The sequence below is a fragment of the Endobacterium panacihumi genome (assembly GCF_050847465.1).
GTDB lineage: Bacteria > Pseudomonadota > Alphaproteobacteria > Rhizobiales > Rhizobiaceae > Neorhizobium > Neorhizobium panacihumi.
Genome location: NZ_JBOZRA010000001.1, coordinates 2,370,856 through 2,386,229, shown reverse-complemented (window position 1 = coordinate 2,386,229; position 15,374 = coordinate 2,370,856). Strand labels below are relative to the sequence as shown.

The window sequence follows — 15,374 nt, the reverse complement described above, 5'->3', positions numbered from 1 at the left end:
GACACAATTGCTTCCGGGCCCAAAACGCCCGACACTTGGTGACGCGGGGTGGAGCAGCCCGGTAGCTCGTCAGGCTCATAACCTGAAGGCCGCAGGTTCAAATCCTGCCCCCGCAACCAAAACAAATCCAAAAAATTAAGAATGCTTAAGTGCGCCGCAGCTGAACTGCACTGTTCTGCTGGCTTAGACTAAATCGGATATTCAACCGGCTGAACCGACAGGCGGCCCGTGTCAGGCAACCCCGAAAGGGACCGGGCCTCTGCCCTGGCAAAAATCCCTCGCGGCAGAGTGGTGCGGATCCGCTGCGACCCGCCTTAGGTCGACGAGCTATGCCTATGCAAAACAGGCGATTTGCACTCATGACGGCGCCAGACTGCGCGGATAAGTAACGTCTCCCGCGTTTGCATCTCGACCGGTTGGCCGGTAATCAGAACGGCAACTTTGTCTCGCTGAGGTGTTTTCCGCATGTTCCAATCCCTGCCGCAAAAAACCTATGACGCTTTCCTGTTCGACATGGATGGCACGATCCTCAATTCTCTGGCGTCCGCCGAGCGGGTCTGGGGACGCTGGGCGTTGAGCCACGGACTGGATGTCGAAAAATTTCTGCCCACCATGCATGGCAAGCGCGGCATCGATACGATCACCGAACTGAATCTGCCGGGTATCGATCCGGCGGCTGAAGCTGCGATCATCCTGCAGGGTGAAATCGATGATGTCGAAGGTGTCGTGCCGATCCCGGGCGCCATCGAGTTTCTGGCATCCATCCCGCCGGAAAAATGGGCGATCGTCACGTCTTCACCGGTCACGCTGGCCAAGCGTCGGCTGGCCGCAGCCGGTATCAACGAGCCGCGTTTCATCGTGACGGCGGAAGACGTGAAGATCGGCAAGCCAAACCCGCAATGCTACATTCTGGGAGCGGAGCGTGTCGGTGTCAGCACGGCCCGGTCGCTTGTATTCGAAGACGTCATGGCTGGCGTCAAGGCCGGTGAAGCGGCAGGCGCGGATGTGGCCGTCATTAGCCACACGCATGCGCATCCGATGGAAACCGGCCACCTGACCATTGCTGACTACCGCGATCTCACCACGCATGTAGACGCCGACGGTCGCCTGTCGCTGCAGCGAAGATAGAGCCCCTCTAAACTGCGGCCTGTACCTTGATCTGAATCAAGGTCTCCAAACACATCAAATGACATTTCTGCCTGAGAGCGGGGCCCGGCCATTGGAGTCGGCTACCCGTCATATGCTTCAGGGGGATGTTCGCGATGAACAATACCATTACCATCGGTGGCCTTGTTGCCGGGGCGTTTCTTGCGCTTCTGGCAGCCGGTTTTGCCCATGATGAACTTTTCGGCGCCCATATGTGGGTGCTCTTCTTCTGTCTTGCCATCAGCACGGTCGTGGTTTTGCGACGTGTTGATTTTTCCGGCGCAGGCCGGGCGAACAGCCGGGATGATCGATCCGGCTATTTCGACGAAGTCATCCGGTATGGAACCATCGCCACGGTGTTTTGGGGCGTCGTTGGTTTTCTGGTCGGCGTTTTTGTGGCATTGCAGCTCGCCTTTCCAACCTTGAACCTGGAGCCCTTCCTGACTTTCGGTCGCGTGCGGCCGCTGCATACGTCGGCGGTCATTTTCGCGTTTGGCGGAAATGCGCTTATCGCGACCTCGTTTTATGTCGTCCAGCGCACCTCCCGCGCTCGCCTGTTCGGTGGTGGTTTGGCCTGGTTCGTGTTCTGGGGATATCAGCTGTTCATCGTCATGGCAGCGACTGGTTACCTTCTCGGCATCACCCAGGGCAAGGAATATGCAGAGCCGGAATGGTATGTCGATATCTGGCTGACCATTGTCTGGGTCGCTTATCTGATCACCTTCCTCGGCACGATCCTGAAGCGCAAGGAGCCCCATATCTATGTGGCCAACTGGTTCTATCTCGCCTTCATCGTGACCATCGCAATGCTGCATATCGTCAACAATCTGGCGGTACCGGTCTCTTTCCTCGGCATTAAAAGCTACTCGGCCTTCGCCGGCGTTCAGGATGCCCTGACACAATGGTGGTACGGGCATAATGCCGTCGGCTTCTTCCTGACGGCCGGCTTCCTCGGCATGATGTATTATTTCGTGCCCAAGCAGGCCGAACGCCCGGTCTACTCCTATCGCCTGTCGATCATCCACTTCTGGGCGCTGATCTTCATGTATATCTGGGCCGGTCCCCACCACCTGCACTATACGGCGCTGCCCGACTGGGCGCAGACGCTCGGCATGGTCTTCTCCATCATGCTGTGGATGCCGTCCTGGGGCGGCATGATCAACGGTCTGATGACGCTCTCGGGCGCCTGGGACAAGATCCGTACCGACCCGATCATGCGCATGATGGTCATGGCAATCGCCTTCTATGGCATGTCGACATTCGAAGGGCCGATGATGTCGGTGAAAGCCGTCAACTCGCTCAGCCACTATACCGACTGGACCATCGGTCACGTGCATTCCGGTGCTCTTGGCTGGGTCGGCATGATCTCCTTCGGTGCCGTCTATTTCCTCGTGCCCAAACTGTGGGGCCGCAAGCGCCTCTACAGCCTCGCCATGGTCAACTGGCATTTCTGGCTCGCAACCCTCGGCATCGTCGTCTACGCCGCCGTCATGTGGGTGGCCGGCATCCAGCAGGGCCTGATGTGGCGCGAATACGATGATCAAGGCTTTCTCGTCTATTCGTTCGCGGAGACCGTCTCTGCGATGTTCCCCTACTATCTGCTGCGAGCACTTGGTGGTGCCATGTATCTCGCCGGCGGCATCATCATGGCCTTCAATGTCACCATGACCATTCTCGGCCATGAACGCGAAGAACGGCTTCCCGGTCAGGCTACGGCCAACCTGCAGCCCGCCGAATAAGGACGAAACTCATGTCTTTGATGGATAAACATCAGTTCATCGAGCGCAATGCGACTCTTCTTCTGGTCGGCTCGCTGCTCGTCGTATCGATCGGTGGCATCGTGGAAATCGCGCCGCTTTTCTATCTGGAAAATACAATCGAGAAGGTGGAGGGGATGCGTCCCTATTCACCGCTCGAACTGGCCGGCCGTAATATCTACATCCGTGAAGGCTGTTACGCCTGTCATAGCCAGATGATCCGTCCTTTCCGCGATGAGGTCGAGCGTTATGGCCATTACAGCCTTGCGGCGGAATCCATGTACGATCACCCATTCCAGTGGGGGTCCAAGCGCACAGGTCCCGATTTGGCGCGAGTCGGTGAGCGCTATTCCAACGATTGGCACGTTCAGCATCTGTCGGATCCACGGTCGGTGGTGCCTGAATCGGTGATGCCGAGCTACGCCTTCCTCAAGGAGACGAACCTCAAGGTCACGGATGCCACCATGGAACTGACCGCCAACAAACATGTCGGAGTTCCCTACACGGATGACATGCTTGCCAGTGCGAAGGCTGACCTGGAGGCGCAGGCCAATCCCGATTCGGATACGTCCGGCCTGCTCGACCGCTATCCAAAGGCAAAAATCGGCAATTTCGACGGTGATCCGAATCGTTTGACCGAGATGGATGCTCTGGTTGCCTATCTGCAGGTGCTCGGCACGCTGGTCGATTTCTCGACCTATGACGATGCCACCGGCTATCGCTGAGGAGGGGCTTTCATGGAAACCTACACAGCAATGCGTCACTTCGCTGACAGCTGGGGCCTGCTTGCCATGGCTCTGTTTTTTGTCGGCGTCATTTTCTTCACCCTGCGTCCGGGCGGCAAGGCATCGGCAGACAGGGCTGCGCATATCCCTCTGAAGGATGAGGACTAAGCCATGGCCGAAAAACATGTCGATGAAATCAGCGGTGTCGAAACCACCGGCCATGAGTGGGACGGCATTCGCGAACTGAACAATCCGCTTCCACGCTGGTGGCTCTGGACCTTTTACGCCTGCATCATCTGGGCGCTCGGATATACGGTTCTTTATCCGGCTTGGCCAATGCTGACCGAGGCAACTCCGGGCATTCTCGGTTATTCCAGCCGTGCCGAATACGCGGCCGAGAGTGCGGGTGCCAAGATCGCGCAGGGCGGTATCCTTGAAAAGATCTCGAAGTCGACGCTTCAGGAAATCGTTGCCGATCCGCAGATGAACCAGTTTGCAATCGCCGGCGGCGCATCCGCCTTCAAGGTCAACTGTGTCACCTGCCATGGCTCCGGCGCGGAAGGCAGCAAGGGGTATCCCAACCTGAACGATGACGACTGGATCTGGGGTGGTGATCTCGACACGCTGCAGCAGACTATCGCGCACGGCATCCGTGATGCCGTCGATCCGGATACCCGGATTGCCGATATGACGCCTTTCGCTGATGTAATTCAGCCTGATGAAATCCGCCAGGTCGCGGCCTATGTCGTCAGCCTGACGGGGACGCCGAGAGATGTTGCCATGGTCGAACCCGGCAAGCAGATTTTTCTCGACAACTGCTCGTCCTGTCATGGTGAGGATGCCAAGGGCAATCGTGAGCTTGGTGCGCCCAATCTCGCTGATGCGATCTGGCTCAAGGTCAATGGTGAGGCGGAAATCGCCGAACAGGTTCGCGCCCCCAAGCACGGCGTCATGCCGGCCTGGCAGGCCCGTCTGAGCAGCGATACCGTCAAACAGCTGACCGTGTACGTCCACTCGCTGGGCGGCGGAGAGTAAGTCCGCAACGAAACGGATCTTTCTCTACTGCAATCCCTGGGGCCGCGCTTTGCAGAAAGGCGCGGCCTTTCATTTGTCAATTCTGTCGCACCTGAAACTTGACCTAGGTCAAGGTTTGCCATTCGGGCGGGTGGGACAAGGACGGAACAGGAAGTGGATCGTCCCATGAATCTCTATACGGCCAATCACCTTCAACCTGCTGGCGGTGCCGGAGGAGGCGGGAACAGCGCGGGAAGCGGCTCCGGTTCGGTGCCGCCATCCGAACCGCTATACGAAAAGCGCCGGAAGATTTTCCCGAAAAGCGTCAAGGGGCGTTTCCGGCGGTTCAAATGGCTATTCATGGTCGTGGCGCTCGCCATCTATTACCTGACGCCCTGGATACGCTGGGATCGTGGTCCGCATGCGCCGGATCAGGCCGTGTTGATCGATCTGTCGGCCCGGCGGTTCTATTTTTTCTTCGTCGAGATCTGGCCGCAGGAGTTCTTCTTCGTCGCCGGTCTGCTGGTCATGGCGGGCTTGGGACTGTTTCTCTTGACATCGGCTGTCGGGCGCGCCTGGTGCGGGTATGCCTGTCCCCAGACGGTCTGGGTTGATCTCTTCCTGGCCGTCGAACGTTTCATCGAAGGAGATCGCAACGCTCAGATCAAGCTGAATGCCGGCCCATGGAGCTTCGCTAAAATTTTCAAGCGGACAAGCAAACATGCGGTCTGGCTGCTGATTGCCGTTCTGACTGGCGGCGCCTGGATTTTCTATTTCGCCGATGCGCCCGGTCTCGCGTTCGATTTTGCTACCGGTCAGGCGGCTATGGTCGCCTATTGGACAGTCGCGATCCTGACAGCAACGACCTACATTCTGGGCGGCCTGATGCGTGAGCAGGTCTGCATCTACATGTGTCCCTGGCCTCGTATTCAGGGCGCCATGCTGGACGAACATTCGCTTGTCGTCACCTATAATGACTGGCGGGGTGAACCGCGCAGCCGACATGCCAAGAAGGCGGCTGCCGCCGGCCAGCCTGTCGGCGATTGCGTCGATTGTGATGCCTGTGTTGCAGTCTGTCCCATGGGTATCGACATCAGAGATGGTCAGCAGATGGCCTGCATCACCTGTGCGCTCTGTATAGATGCCTGCGACAATGTCATGGACAAGCTCGGCAAACCGCGCGGGTTGATCGCCTATGCGACGTTGGATGAATACGATAGCAACATGGCGCTCGCCACCAATGGCGGCCGGACGGCGATCGAGCCGGCTCGCGTCCGCAATCCGGACGGCTCGTTTGCAGATCGGATTCGCCAGTTCCGGTGGCAGGTTATTTTCCGTCCCCGTACGCTCGTTTATTTCGGCATCTGGGCCTTGATCGGCCTGGGTCTGGTCTATGCGCTTTTGGCGCGTGACCGGCTCCAGCTCAATGTTGTCCATGACCGCAATCCGCAATTCGTGCTGGAGTCGGATGGCTCGATTCGCAACGGCTACACGATCCGGCTTCTCAACATGGTGCCGGAGCAACGCACTATCATGCTGTCGCTTGATGGTCTGCCGCAGGCGACGATGAAGGTGGTCGGGGTCTCCGATGTCCCGGGTCAGGTCGTCGCCATCCAGGCAGAACCGGACAAGGCAATGGCCCTGCGTGTGTTCGTGACGCTCCCGCCCAGCCGCGATGCCAAACCGCAATCCAAGCCCGAGTTCCGCTTTGTTGCCGAAGATCGTTCAAGCCACGAAAGTGATGCCTACAAGGCCACGTTCAATCTGCCAGGAGGAAAGAGATGATCCAAGTTCAGAAGAAGCCCTTCACCTTTACCGGATGGCATATGCTGGCGATCATGCTGTCGTTCTTCGGCGTCATCATCTCCGTCAATTTCTTCATGGCCTATCAGGCGGTGAGCAGCTGGAGCGGCCTGGTGGTGCAAAATACTTATGTTGCCAGCCAGCAGTTCAATTCCAAGGTCGCTGCCGAACGAGCCCTGGCGGCGACGGGTGTGACAGGAAAGCTAACCATCGACGGCACAGTCGTTCGCTACGAAATCAGCGGTCCGAACGGCCTGGTTGCCGCAGATGAACTGATCCTGGCGTTCCGCCGGCCGGTCGGCGATCAGCAGGACTTCTCGCTCACCTTGGCGCCCCAGGAGGAGGGCATCTTTGTCGTCAGACATGAGGTTGGTCCCGGTCACTGGATCGTGGAAGCGATTGCCGCGCGCAACGGCACGCCCGTCCTTCACCAGACTCGCCGTATTTCGGTCCATGGAGAACGGTCATGAGTTGCTGTGCGCCGGGAACCGAAGGTGTCGTTGATCTCTTGGGCGCGTTGCCATCAAAAGAGGAACTGATGTTGTCCGCACGCGACCTTGGTGGCGGGCGCAGGCAGACGGATCTCGGTGTGCCGGAGGTTTATTGCGGCGCCTGTATCGCCACGATCGAAAAAGCCCTGCATGCGATGCCCTCCGTCGAAAAGGCGCGAGTCAACCTGTCGACCAGGCGGGTGTCGGTGATTTGGCGCGAGGTCGTGGGCAACGAGGTGACCGATCCGGTCGATATCGTCCGCACCATCATCACCGCCACAGGTTATTCGGCGCATTTGTTCAACGATGCGGAAGAAGCCGCCGACGCCATGAAGGCAAAGCTTCTGCGCGGCGTTGCCGTTTGCGGTTTTGCTGCCGCCAATATCATGTTGTTGTCGGTTTCTGTCTGGTCTGGCGCCGATGCCTCGACGCGTGACATGTTCCACTGGATTTCGGCGATGATCGCCGCACCGGCGCTGATCTATGGCGGACGTTTTTATTACCAATCGGCCTGGAATGCCGTTCGTCGCGGTCGCACCAATATGGATGTGCCGATCGCTCTCGCGATCACGCTCTCCTATGCCGTGTCGCTATGGGAAACCATGCATCACGGCCAGCATGCCTGGTTTGATGCGACCGTATCTCTGCTGTTCTTTCTGCTGATCGGCCGCACGCTTGATCATCTCATGCGGGAACGTGCCCGTGCTTCGATCAGTGGTCTTGCGCGCCTGTCTCCACGTGGAGCCATGGTATTGGGCGCGGATGACAGTCGCGAATATCGTCCTGTCTCGGATATCCGTCCAGGCGACCGGATCGCGATTGCGGCTGGTGAACGCATCCCCGTCGATGGCATTGTCGAAAGTGGTGCGAGTGACCTAGACGTTTCCATCGTCAACGGCGAAAGCGCGCCGCATCCGGTTGTCGTTGGTGCTGCTGTGCAGGCAGGCATGCTCAGTCTCACCGGATCGCTTGTGTTAAGGGCGACAGCTGCTGCCAGGGATTCCTTTCTCTCCGAAATCATGGCGTTGATGGAGGCGGCGGAAGGCAGCCGTGCCGGTTATCGACGTCTCGCCGATCGGGTTGCGCAATTTTATTCGCCGATTGTGCATCTTCTGGCGATCATGGCTTTTCTCTCCTGGGGTGTTTTCGGAGGTGACTGGAAACACGCGATGCTGATTGCCATCGCGGTGCTGATTATTACCTGCCCATGTGCTCTGGGGCTGGCGGTTCCGGTCGTGCAGGTCGTTGCGGCCGGCCGGCTGTTCAAGAGCGGCATCATGGTGAAGGACGGTTCCGCGATGGAACGGCTTGCCAATGTCGATCTGGTGGTTTTCGACAAGACCGGCACATTGACGATCGGGCGGCCACGTCTTCTCAATGCCGGTGACATCACGCCCCAAAACCTGACATTGGCCGCAGGACTTGCCGCACACTCGCGTCACCCGCTTTCACAGACGCTTTATACCCGTCATACCGGTGCCGTGCCGTCGTTTGAAACAGTCGAGGAGCGACCCGGCGAAGGTCTGCAGGGGAGCATCGATGGCCGGCTCTACCGGCTTGGTAGCCGGCGCTTCGCCTGCGGCACGGAACATGTCGGCGGTGCCGTTTCCTCGGAAGTCGTTTTGGCCGTCGATGGCATCGAACTGGCGACCTTCCGTTTCGAGGACCGGCTGCGTGCCGGAGCCGAGATGGCTGTTCGCGATCTTCATTCCGAAAATCTTTCGACTGTCATTCTATCCGGCGACCGTGCCGCAGTTGTCGAGCGCTTGGCAAAACGCCTGTCACTGGACACCTGGAAGGCTGATCTCTCACCGCGCGGCAAGACCGATGCCGTCACTGCTTTCGCTGACGCGGGCCACAAGGTGATGATGGTCGGAGACGGCATCAATGACGCGCCGGCCTTGCGTGCAGCCCATGTCTCGATGGCACCGGCGACCGCGGCCGATATCGGGCGTCAGGCGGCGGACTTTGTTTTCATGCATGAAAGTTTGGCGGCCGTGCCATTCGCGCATGAAATGTCGCGTCGGGCCGGCAGCCTGATCCGCCAGAATTTTGGACTTGCCATCGGCTACAACGTTATCGCGGTGCCGATCGCTTTGGCCGGTTATGCCACGCCTTTGATTGCGGCTGTTGCTATGTCCACCTCTTCGCTGATCGTCGTCGCCAATGCGTTGCGGCTCAATCACATACAAGCTGGCGAAAAAGAGGCGATCAGGGCAGAGAGCGCTGATCTCGATATATCCCCGGAGGCTCGAGCCGCATGAACATGCTGATCTACCTCATTCCGGTCGCACTTTTTTTGGGCGCCCTAGGGTTGGGTGCTTTCCTCTGGTCACTGCGCTCCGGCCAGTATGAGGACCTGGATGGCGCTGCATGGCGGATTTTGTCCGACGACAAACCGGAGGATCGCGGGACCCGATGATCCTTTTTCGGGTCTGTACGTTAGCACGCCCTGTTTTTTCTCTTGCCAAGACCTAATTGCAAAACCATGCCGCGACGCCACTGCGCGTCCGTAGTCGAATGGTGATGTGCAACACATGGCCTCACAGGGAGAGAGAAGCGTTATGCGTATGATCACGAAACTACTTGCCGGAGCCGTTCTCGCAGCCTCTCTTGCCGTCAGTCAGGCGCAGGCACAGGTGGTTGTCTCCTCGAAAATCGATACCGAAGGCGGTGTGCTGGGCAATATCATTCTGTCTGTGCTGAATGCCAACGGTATCAAGACCACGGATCGCATCCAGCTCGGTGCGACACCGGTGGTGCGCAAGGCGATCACCGCAGGCGAGATCGATATATATCCGGAATATACCGGCAATGCCGCCTTCTTTTTCGAAAAGAGCGGCGATACCTCGTGGAACGATGCCGCCAAGGCCTATGAACAGGCCAAGAAACTCGATTACGATGCCAACAAGATTGTCTGGCTGACGCCCTCGCCGGCGAACAACACCTGGGCGATTGCGCTGCGCAAGGATGTCACGGACGCCAACAAGCTCGTCACATTGAGCGATTTCGGCAAATACGTCGCCGGCGGCGGCACGGTCAAGCTTGCGGCTTCCTCCGAGTTCGTTAATTCGGCAGCAGCGCTGCCGGCCTTTCAGAAGACCTATGGTTTTACCCTCAAGCCCGACCAGCTGATCACCCTTTCGGGTGGGGATACTGCGGCCACCATTGCCGCTGCCGCCAACCAGACGAGCGGCGCCGACGCGGCTATGGTCTACGGTACTGATGGCGGCATCGCTCCGTCCGGCCTCGTCGTGCTGGAAGACGACAAGGGTGTCCAGCCGGTCTATCAACCGGCGCCGATCATCCGTGAAGCCGTGCTGAAGGAAAATCCGCAGATTGAGAGCCTGCTGAAACCCGTCTTCGAAAAGCTTGATCTCGTCACGCTGCAGGAGTTGAACGGTCGTGTTCAGCTGGGCGGGGAACCGGCCAAGGCGGTCGCGGACGACTTTCTGAAGAAGAACGGTTTTCTGAAGTAAGCCGATGGAAGCGCCAACCGCCAAAGGGCAGGGAAACGCATGAGGCTTGGCCTGAGCCGGATAGACCGAGTTGGAGTGGTGGTCGCGCTGATTGCTGCCTATGGCCTCATTGCACCCTTTGCCTTGTTTCGCGCCAATCGCATCGTGCAGGGGGAGGGGCGTTCGCTGCTCGATTCACTCCCACCCATGCACGGCATGGTTCTTCTGGGACTGGCTATCGCCGGCATCGTCGTAGCGCTTCTGCGTTTGCCCTTGTTGGTCCGGCTGGTTGCCAGTTTTGTCCTGCTTGCGGTGCTGGCCATCGCCGTCGGCAGTGCCGCGTCATTTCTGACACCAGAGGGCAATGGCTATGCGCGCGTCTCTCCCGGTTCCGGTTTCTGGATGCTGAGCGCCGCCTTCGCGCTCTTGGCAGCGGACTCACTTGCCCGCATGCGGCCAGGTGCGTGGGTGCGCATAGCATTCCTCGCAGCAACGGCAGCCGCGACAACGCTCGTTCTGACCTCGGGATTGTGGAGCGGACTGTCGATCATGAAGGAATATGCGTCGCGCGCCGACACGTTCTGGATTGAAGCGGGGCGGCACCTGACGCTTGCTTTGGGATCACTCGTCGTTGCCGCTCTGGCAGGCATTCCACTGGGCATATTCTGCCATCGCGTGAAACCTGTCCGTTCAGCTATTCTCAATCTGCTCAATATCGTCCAGACCATTCCGTCGATCGCACTCTTTGGTATTCTCATCGGACCACTGTCCTGGGTGGCAATCAATGTGCCGGGTGCTGCCGATCTCGGCATTCGTGGCATCGGCACGGCGCCAGCCTTTGTAGCGCTGTTTCTTTATTCGCTTCTGCCAATGGTAGCCAATACGGTGGGCGGCCTCGCCAGCGTGCCGCGTGATGCCAACGACGCGGCTCGTGGTGTGGGCATGACCGATCGCCAGCGACTGGTCCAGGTCGAACTGCCGCTCGCCTTTCCGGTCATCCTCACTGGCATCCGCATCGTTCTCGTACAGAATATCGGACTTGCCACTATCGCCGCGCTGATCGGCGGCGGCGGTTTTGGCGTCTTCGTATTCCAGGGCCTTGGGCAGACGGCGATGGATCTGGTCCTGCTCGGTGCCGTGCCGACCGTCGCGCTCGCCTTTGCCGCGGCGGTCATTCTCGATGCGGTGGTTGAACTGACGGCGCCGAAAAACACGAATGCCGGCAGAAAGGAAGCGACCGCATGATCGAGATCGACGGCATCAGCAAGACCTATGGACAAGCCACGGTGGTCGATAATGTGACAATGACGATAGAGGCCCGGTCGGTCACCGTCATCGTCGGAACATCGGGGTCCGGCAAAACGACGCTGCTTCGCATGATCAACCGGCTGGTGGAGCCGAGCAGCGGTATCATTCGTATTGATGGTGAGGACAATGGCGCGATTGCCCCGCACGAACTGCGCCGCCGCATTGGCTACGCCATTCAAGGCCACGGCCTGTTTCCCCATCGCACCGTCGCCGACAATATCGCCACGGTGCCAAAACTGCTGGGCTGGCCGCAAGAGCGTATCAACGCGCGTGTGGAAGAGCTCCTGAACCTGTTCCAGCTCGATCCCGCTGCTTTTGGTCCGCGTTTTCCGCATGAGCTTTCCGGTGGTCAAAGCCAGCGTGTCGGCGTGGCCCGCGCGCTTGCCGCTGAACCCAACCTGCTTCTGATGGACGAACCGTTCGGCGCACTGGATCCGATCATTCGCGCCAAGGCACAGGATGATCTCCTCGCCATCCAGAAACACTTTGGCACCACAATCATTCTCGTCACGCATGACATGGAAGAGGCGTTTGGCCTTGCCGACAAGATTGCCGTCATGGATGGCGGACGCCTGCTGCAATATGCAACGCCTGCCGAAATGCTTGCTAACCCGGCAACGGACTTTGTGGCGTCGCTGATCGGCACCACGGAGCGACCATTCCGGCTTCTGTCGTTGAACCGCGTCGAAACCGCCGTGGAAACAGGCGCGGCTGAAGGCATGGCAATCGAGGCCGATGTCAGTCAGCGTGATGCTCTGGCGGAATTGCTGTGGTCCGGCCGTCCGGCACTGCCGGTCGTAAGCAAGGATGGCAAGGTCCTCGGACGGGTGACTGTCGATGGTTTGCTGAAACAAGCGGCGAGGCCGGCATGAGGGTCCGCCCGGCGTTTATTATCCGGCTATTAGTTCTGCTCGTGCTGGTGGCCTTTCTGGTCAAGCCGGAATTGTTCGCCTCGCTTCTGCAGCCTTTGACAGAAAACGGCGCGCCGTCGATCTATGTCCAGGCCAGTCTCTTGTCGTTGACCCTGTCGCACCTTCTGGTAGTCTTTGCCGCCACCATTGCGGCCACGATCGTCGCTGTCGGACTGGCTATTCTCGTCACACGTGAATCGGGTGCGGAATTTCTGCCTCTCTCGCGCAGTCTGGTGAACATTGGCCAGACATTTCCGCCTGTCGCCGTTTTGGCTCTGACGGTGCCGATGCTGGGTTTTGGCGAGTGGCCGACGCTGATCGCGCTCTTTCTTTATGGTCTTCTACCGATTTTTGAAAACACTCTCACGGGGCTGACGACCTTGCCTGCCTCGGTCATGGAGGCGGCACGCGGTACCGGTATGACCGGCTGGCAGCGGCTCATCAAAGTTGAATTGCCTTTAGCCTTTCCGCTGATCCTCGGCGGCATCCGCCTGTCGATCGTCATCAGTCTGGCCACCGCCACCATCGGCTCGACGGTGGCTGCCCGCACATTGGGCGAGGTGATCATCGCCGGCCTGCAATCCAACAATCTTGCCTTTGTCCTGCAAGGTGGAATTGTGGTCGCAGCACTGGCCGTGCTGATCTACGACACGCTACTGTTCGGCGAACGCCTGGCTTCGCGACGTTCCGGGCTCAACCGAGCGAACTGATATCGGTCGTGAACGAAAAAAAAACGGCCAGACATTGTGATGTCCGGCCGTTTCATCTTTCAGATTACCGATCCGTCTGGATCAGGCTTCACTCGGTTTCGCTTCCACCGGGCGATCCAATGTGCCTTCACGCTTGTCCTGTTCGACATGGCGACGGTTGTAGCGGATCGACGACCATAGCGAGATACCGATCAGGGTCGCGCCACCGAGGCCGGTGATGACCTCCGGAATGTGGAACATCGTCTGCACATACATGATCACCGACAGGATCAGGATGGCATAGAAGGCACCGTGTTCCAGATAACGGTAATGCGTGAGCGTACCCTTCTCAACCAGCATGATCGTCATGGAACGAACATACATGGCACCGATGCCAAGGCCGATCGCGATGATGAACAGGTTATGGGTCAATGCAAACGCGCCGATGACGCCGTCGAAAGAGAAGCTGGCGTCGAGCACTTCCAGGTAGATGAACGCACCGAGGCCACCCTTGGCAGCTTCAGACATTGTTTTCTGCTGTGCATCGAGCAGGCCACCGATAACTTCCACGATCAGGAAGGTCACAAGGCCGTAAATGGCCGAATAGACAAAAGTGACCGAGTCTTCGCCATCCAGAAGACGAGAGAAAAAAAGGATCAGCAAAAGAACCACGGCAATTTCGATCCCCTTGATGCCGGCAAAGCGGGCCATCGGGGTTTCGAGGAACGGGATCCAGTGTACGTCCTTTTCCTGATTGAAGAAGTAGGACAAGCCCACCATCATCAGGAACGTGCCACCAAAGGCTGCAATCGGCAGATGCGCGTCGTGCATGATACGCGAATATTCTTCCGGCTGGCTGGCAGCCAGAACGATCGCTTCGATCGGACCGATATTGGCGGCGATCACGACGATCAGCAGCGGGAAGACGATACGCATACCGAACACGGCAATGATGATGCCCCAGGTCAGGAAGCGATGCTGCCATTCCGGGGTCATGTCCTTCAGTTTGTTGGCGTTGACGATCGCGTTGTCGAAGGACAGCGAGATTTCCAGAACCGCCAGAACGACGCAGATGAAGAAGATGGTTGCCGTGCCGCCGACCGTGCCGGTCGACTGCCAGCCAAGCACGCCGCCGAGGATCAGGCCGAGCGCGGTGACGATGAAAGCCCAGCGGAAATAGCCGAGCGTTGTGGTGGTGGACTGGCTCATGCGCGTGTCCCCCTGGTGGGGAGAACGGGCATGGAAGAGATGGACATGCCGCATGCGGCATCCATCCCCAAAAGATGGGATTGTGTCATGACATAATAATCCGCCGGCTGTTTTGCAGGCGGTACCGACATCGCGAGAGCGCCGTAAAAACTCTCGCCAGAGGGGCCCGGCACCAGGTTTCTTTCGCGGGCTCGGTAATGCGCGCGAAGACGCTATAAAAATTGGCTGTTTTCAACTTTTCGTCAAGAGGGCGGGCACGGTGATCCCTAATGTTTGATGATCAGCCGATCGGTCACCACCAGCTCGTGCCAATCACCCGCGGAGCTTGACCTTTGCCCGCCAAAAAGGCATGGAGCACGCCTGCCCGCGCCAAACGACGATCCTTCTGATAGGATCAGCATCGAAGCGGACATGAAAAGAAAGAAAAACAACACATGAGCAAAGCAACGTCTTCCGCGCCTTCGCAGCGGATGCTGCGTGTGGGCGAACAGGTACGCGCCGCCATCACGCAGGTCCTCCAGCGTGGCGAAGTGCGCGATGATCTGATCGAAAAGACAGTGATTTCCGTATCGGAAGTCCGCATGTCGCCGGATCTCAAGATCGCCACCGCTTACGTAACGCCGCTCGGCCTGCCGGATCATCAGGCAGTGATCGAAGCGCTCAACCGCAATGCCAAATACATTCGCGGTCGCCTTGGCGGTCAACTGCGCCAGATGAAATACATGCCCGAAGTGCGTTTCCGCGACGATACCAGCTTCGACAATTACAAGAAGATCGACGAGCTTTTGAAATCGCCTGAAGTGCAGCGCGATCTCGAGGCCAATTCTGAGCCTAAGGCTTCCGGCGACGAACAAGAATAGAGA

At 58.5% G+C, this 15,374-nt stretch carries 15 protein-coding genes and 1 tRNA gene; 15 read left to right on the top strand and 1 reads right to left on the bottom strand.

Annotated features, from left to right (window positions below; translation table 11 throughout):
- The first annotated feature begins 42 nt into the window (after positions 1-42).
- The 14 genes from ACRQ1B_RS11905 (at position 43) to ACRQ1B_RS11840 (ending at position 13,323) form a co-directional block, all read left to right on the top strand.
- Positions 43-119, top strand: a tRNA-Met gene (locus ACRQ1B_RS11905).
- A gap of 346 nt (positions 120-465) precedes the next feature.
- A complete protein-coding gene (locus tag ACRQ1B_RS11900; RefSeq protein ID WP_432293764.1) occupies positions 466-1,128 on the top strand; it encodes an HAD-IA family hydrolase in 663 nt (220 codons plus the stop codon).
- 134 nt (positions 1,129-1,262) lie between these two features.
- On the top strand, positions 1,263-2,885 hold the full coding sequence (gene ccoN, locus ACRQ1B_RS11895) for a cytochrome-c oxidase, cbb3-type subunit I (RefSeq protein WP_432293763.1): 1,623 nt from the start codon (positions 1,263-1,265) through the stop codon (positions 2,883-2,885).
- An 11-nt stretch (positions 2,886-2,896) separates the two neighbouring features.
- Positions 2,897-3,628 (top strand): cytochrome-c oxidase, cbb3-type subunit II, encoded by a 732-nt coding sequence (gene ccoO / locus ACRQ1B_RS11890; protein WP_432293762.1) that lies wholly within the window; start codon positions 2,897-2,899, stop codon positions 3,626-3,628.
- Positions 3,629-3,640: 12 nt separating this feature from the next.
- Complete coding sequence (locus ACRQ1B_RS11885) at positions 3,641-3,796, top strand: cbb3-type cytochrome c oxidase subunit 3 (RefSeq protein ID WP_306836262.1); 156 nt, start codon at positions 3,641-3,643, stop codon at positions 3,794-3,796.
- A gap of 3 nt (positions 3,797-3,799) precedes the next feature.
- Entirely contained in the window at positions 3,800-4,663 is an 864-nt protein-coding gene (gene ccoP, locus ACRQ1B_RS11880; protein ID WP_432293761.1) for a cytochrome-c oxidase, cbb3-type subunit III, read from the top strand.
- Positions 4,664-4,828: 165 nt separating this feature from the next.
- Complete coding sequence (gene ccoG / locus ACRQ1B_RS11875) at positions 4,829-6,427, top strand: cytochrome c oxidase accessory protein CcoG (protein ID WP_432293760.1); 1,599 nt, start codon at positions 4,829-4,831, stop codon at positions 6,425-6,427.
- The gene (locus ACRQ1B_RS11870; protein WP_432293759.1) at positions 6,424-6,915 is read left to right on the top strand and encodes a FixH family protein; all 492 of its coding nucleotides are present in this window, start codon (positions 6,424-6,426) and stop codon (positions 6,913-6,915) included. Before ccoG ends, ACRQ1B_RS11870 begins: the two co-directional genes overlap by 4 nt.
- On the top strand, positions 6,912-9,200 hold the full coding sequence (locus ACRQ1B_RS11865; protein WP_432293758.1) for a cation-translocating P-type ATPase: 2,289 nt from the start codon (positions 6,912-6,914) through the stop codon (positions 9,198-9,200). Before ACRQ1B_RS11870 ends, ACRQ1B_RS11865 begins: the two co-directional genes overlap by 4 nt.
- Positions 9,197-9,358: a cbb3-type cytochrome oxidase assembly protein CcoS gene (gene ccoS, locus ACRQ1B_RS11860; protein WP_432293757.1), complete on the top strand. Its 162-nt coding sequence runs from the start codon at positions 9,197-9,199 to the stop codon at positions 9,356-9,358. The genes ACRQ1B_RS11865 and ccoS overlap by 4 nt, the downstream gene beginning before the upstream one ends.
- Positions 9,359-9,500: 142 nt before the next feature.
- The gene (gene osmF / locus ACRQ1B_RS11855) at positions 9,501-10,415 is read left to right on the top strand and encodes a glycine betaine ABC transporter substrate-binding protein OsmF (RefSeq protein ID WP_432293756.1); all 915 of its coding nucleotides are present in this window, start codon (positions 9,501-9,503) and stop codon (positions 10,413-10,415) included.
- A 39-nt stretch (positions 10,416-10,454) separates the two neighbouring features.
- Complete coding sequence (locus ACRQ1B_RS11850; protein WP_432293755.1) at positions 10,455-11,639, top strand: ABC transporter permease; 1,185 nt, start codon at positions 10,455-10,457, stop codon at positions 11,637-11,639.
- Positions 11,636-12,574, top strand: a complete 939-nt coding sequence (locus ACRQ1B_RS11845) for an ABC transporter ATP-binding protein (RefSeq protein ID WP_432293754.1) — start codon at positions 11,636-11,638, stop codon at positions 12,572-12,574. The genes ACRQ1B_RS11850 and ACRQ1B_RS11845 overlap by 4 nt, the downstream gene beginning before the upstream one ends.
- Positions 12,571-13,323, top strand: a complete 753-nt coding sequence (locus tag ACRQ1B_RS11840) for an ABC transporter permease (protein WP_432293753.1) — start codon at positions 12,571-12,573, stop codon at positions 13,321-13,323. Before ACRQ1B_RS11845 ends, ACRQ1B_RS11840 begins: the two co-directional genes overlap by 4 nt.
- Positions 13,324-13,404: 81 nt before the next feature.
- Here the strand turns inward: ACRQ1B_RS11840 and ACRQ1B_RS11835 are convergent, their stop codons facing one another.
- Complete coding sequence (locus tag ACRQ1B_RS11835) at positions 13,405-14,511, bottom strand: DUF475 domain-containing protein (RefSeq protein WP_432293752.1); 1,107 nt, start codon at positions 14,509-14,511, stop codon at positions 13,405-13,407.
- A 434-nt stretch (positions 14,512-14,945) separates the two neighbouring features.
- Between ACRQ1B_RS11835 and rbfA the strand changes: the two genes are divergently transcribed.
- Positions 14,946-15,371, top strand: a complete 426-nt coding sequence (gene rbfA, locus ACRQ1B_RS11830) for a 30S ribosome-binding factor RbfA (RefSeq protein ID WP_432293751.1) — start codon at positions 14,946-14,948, stop codon at positions 15,369-15,371.
- Positions 15,372-15,374 lie beyond the last annotated feature (3 nt).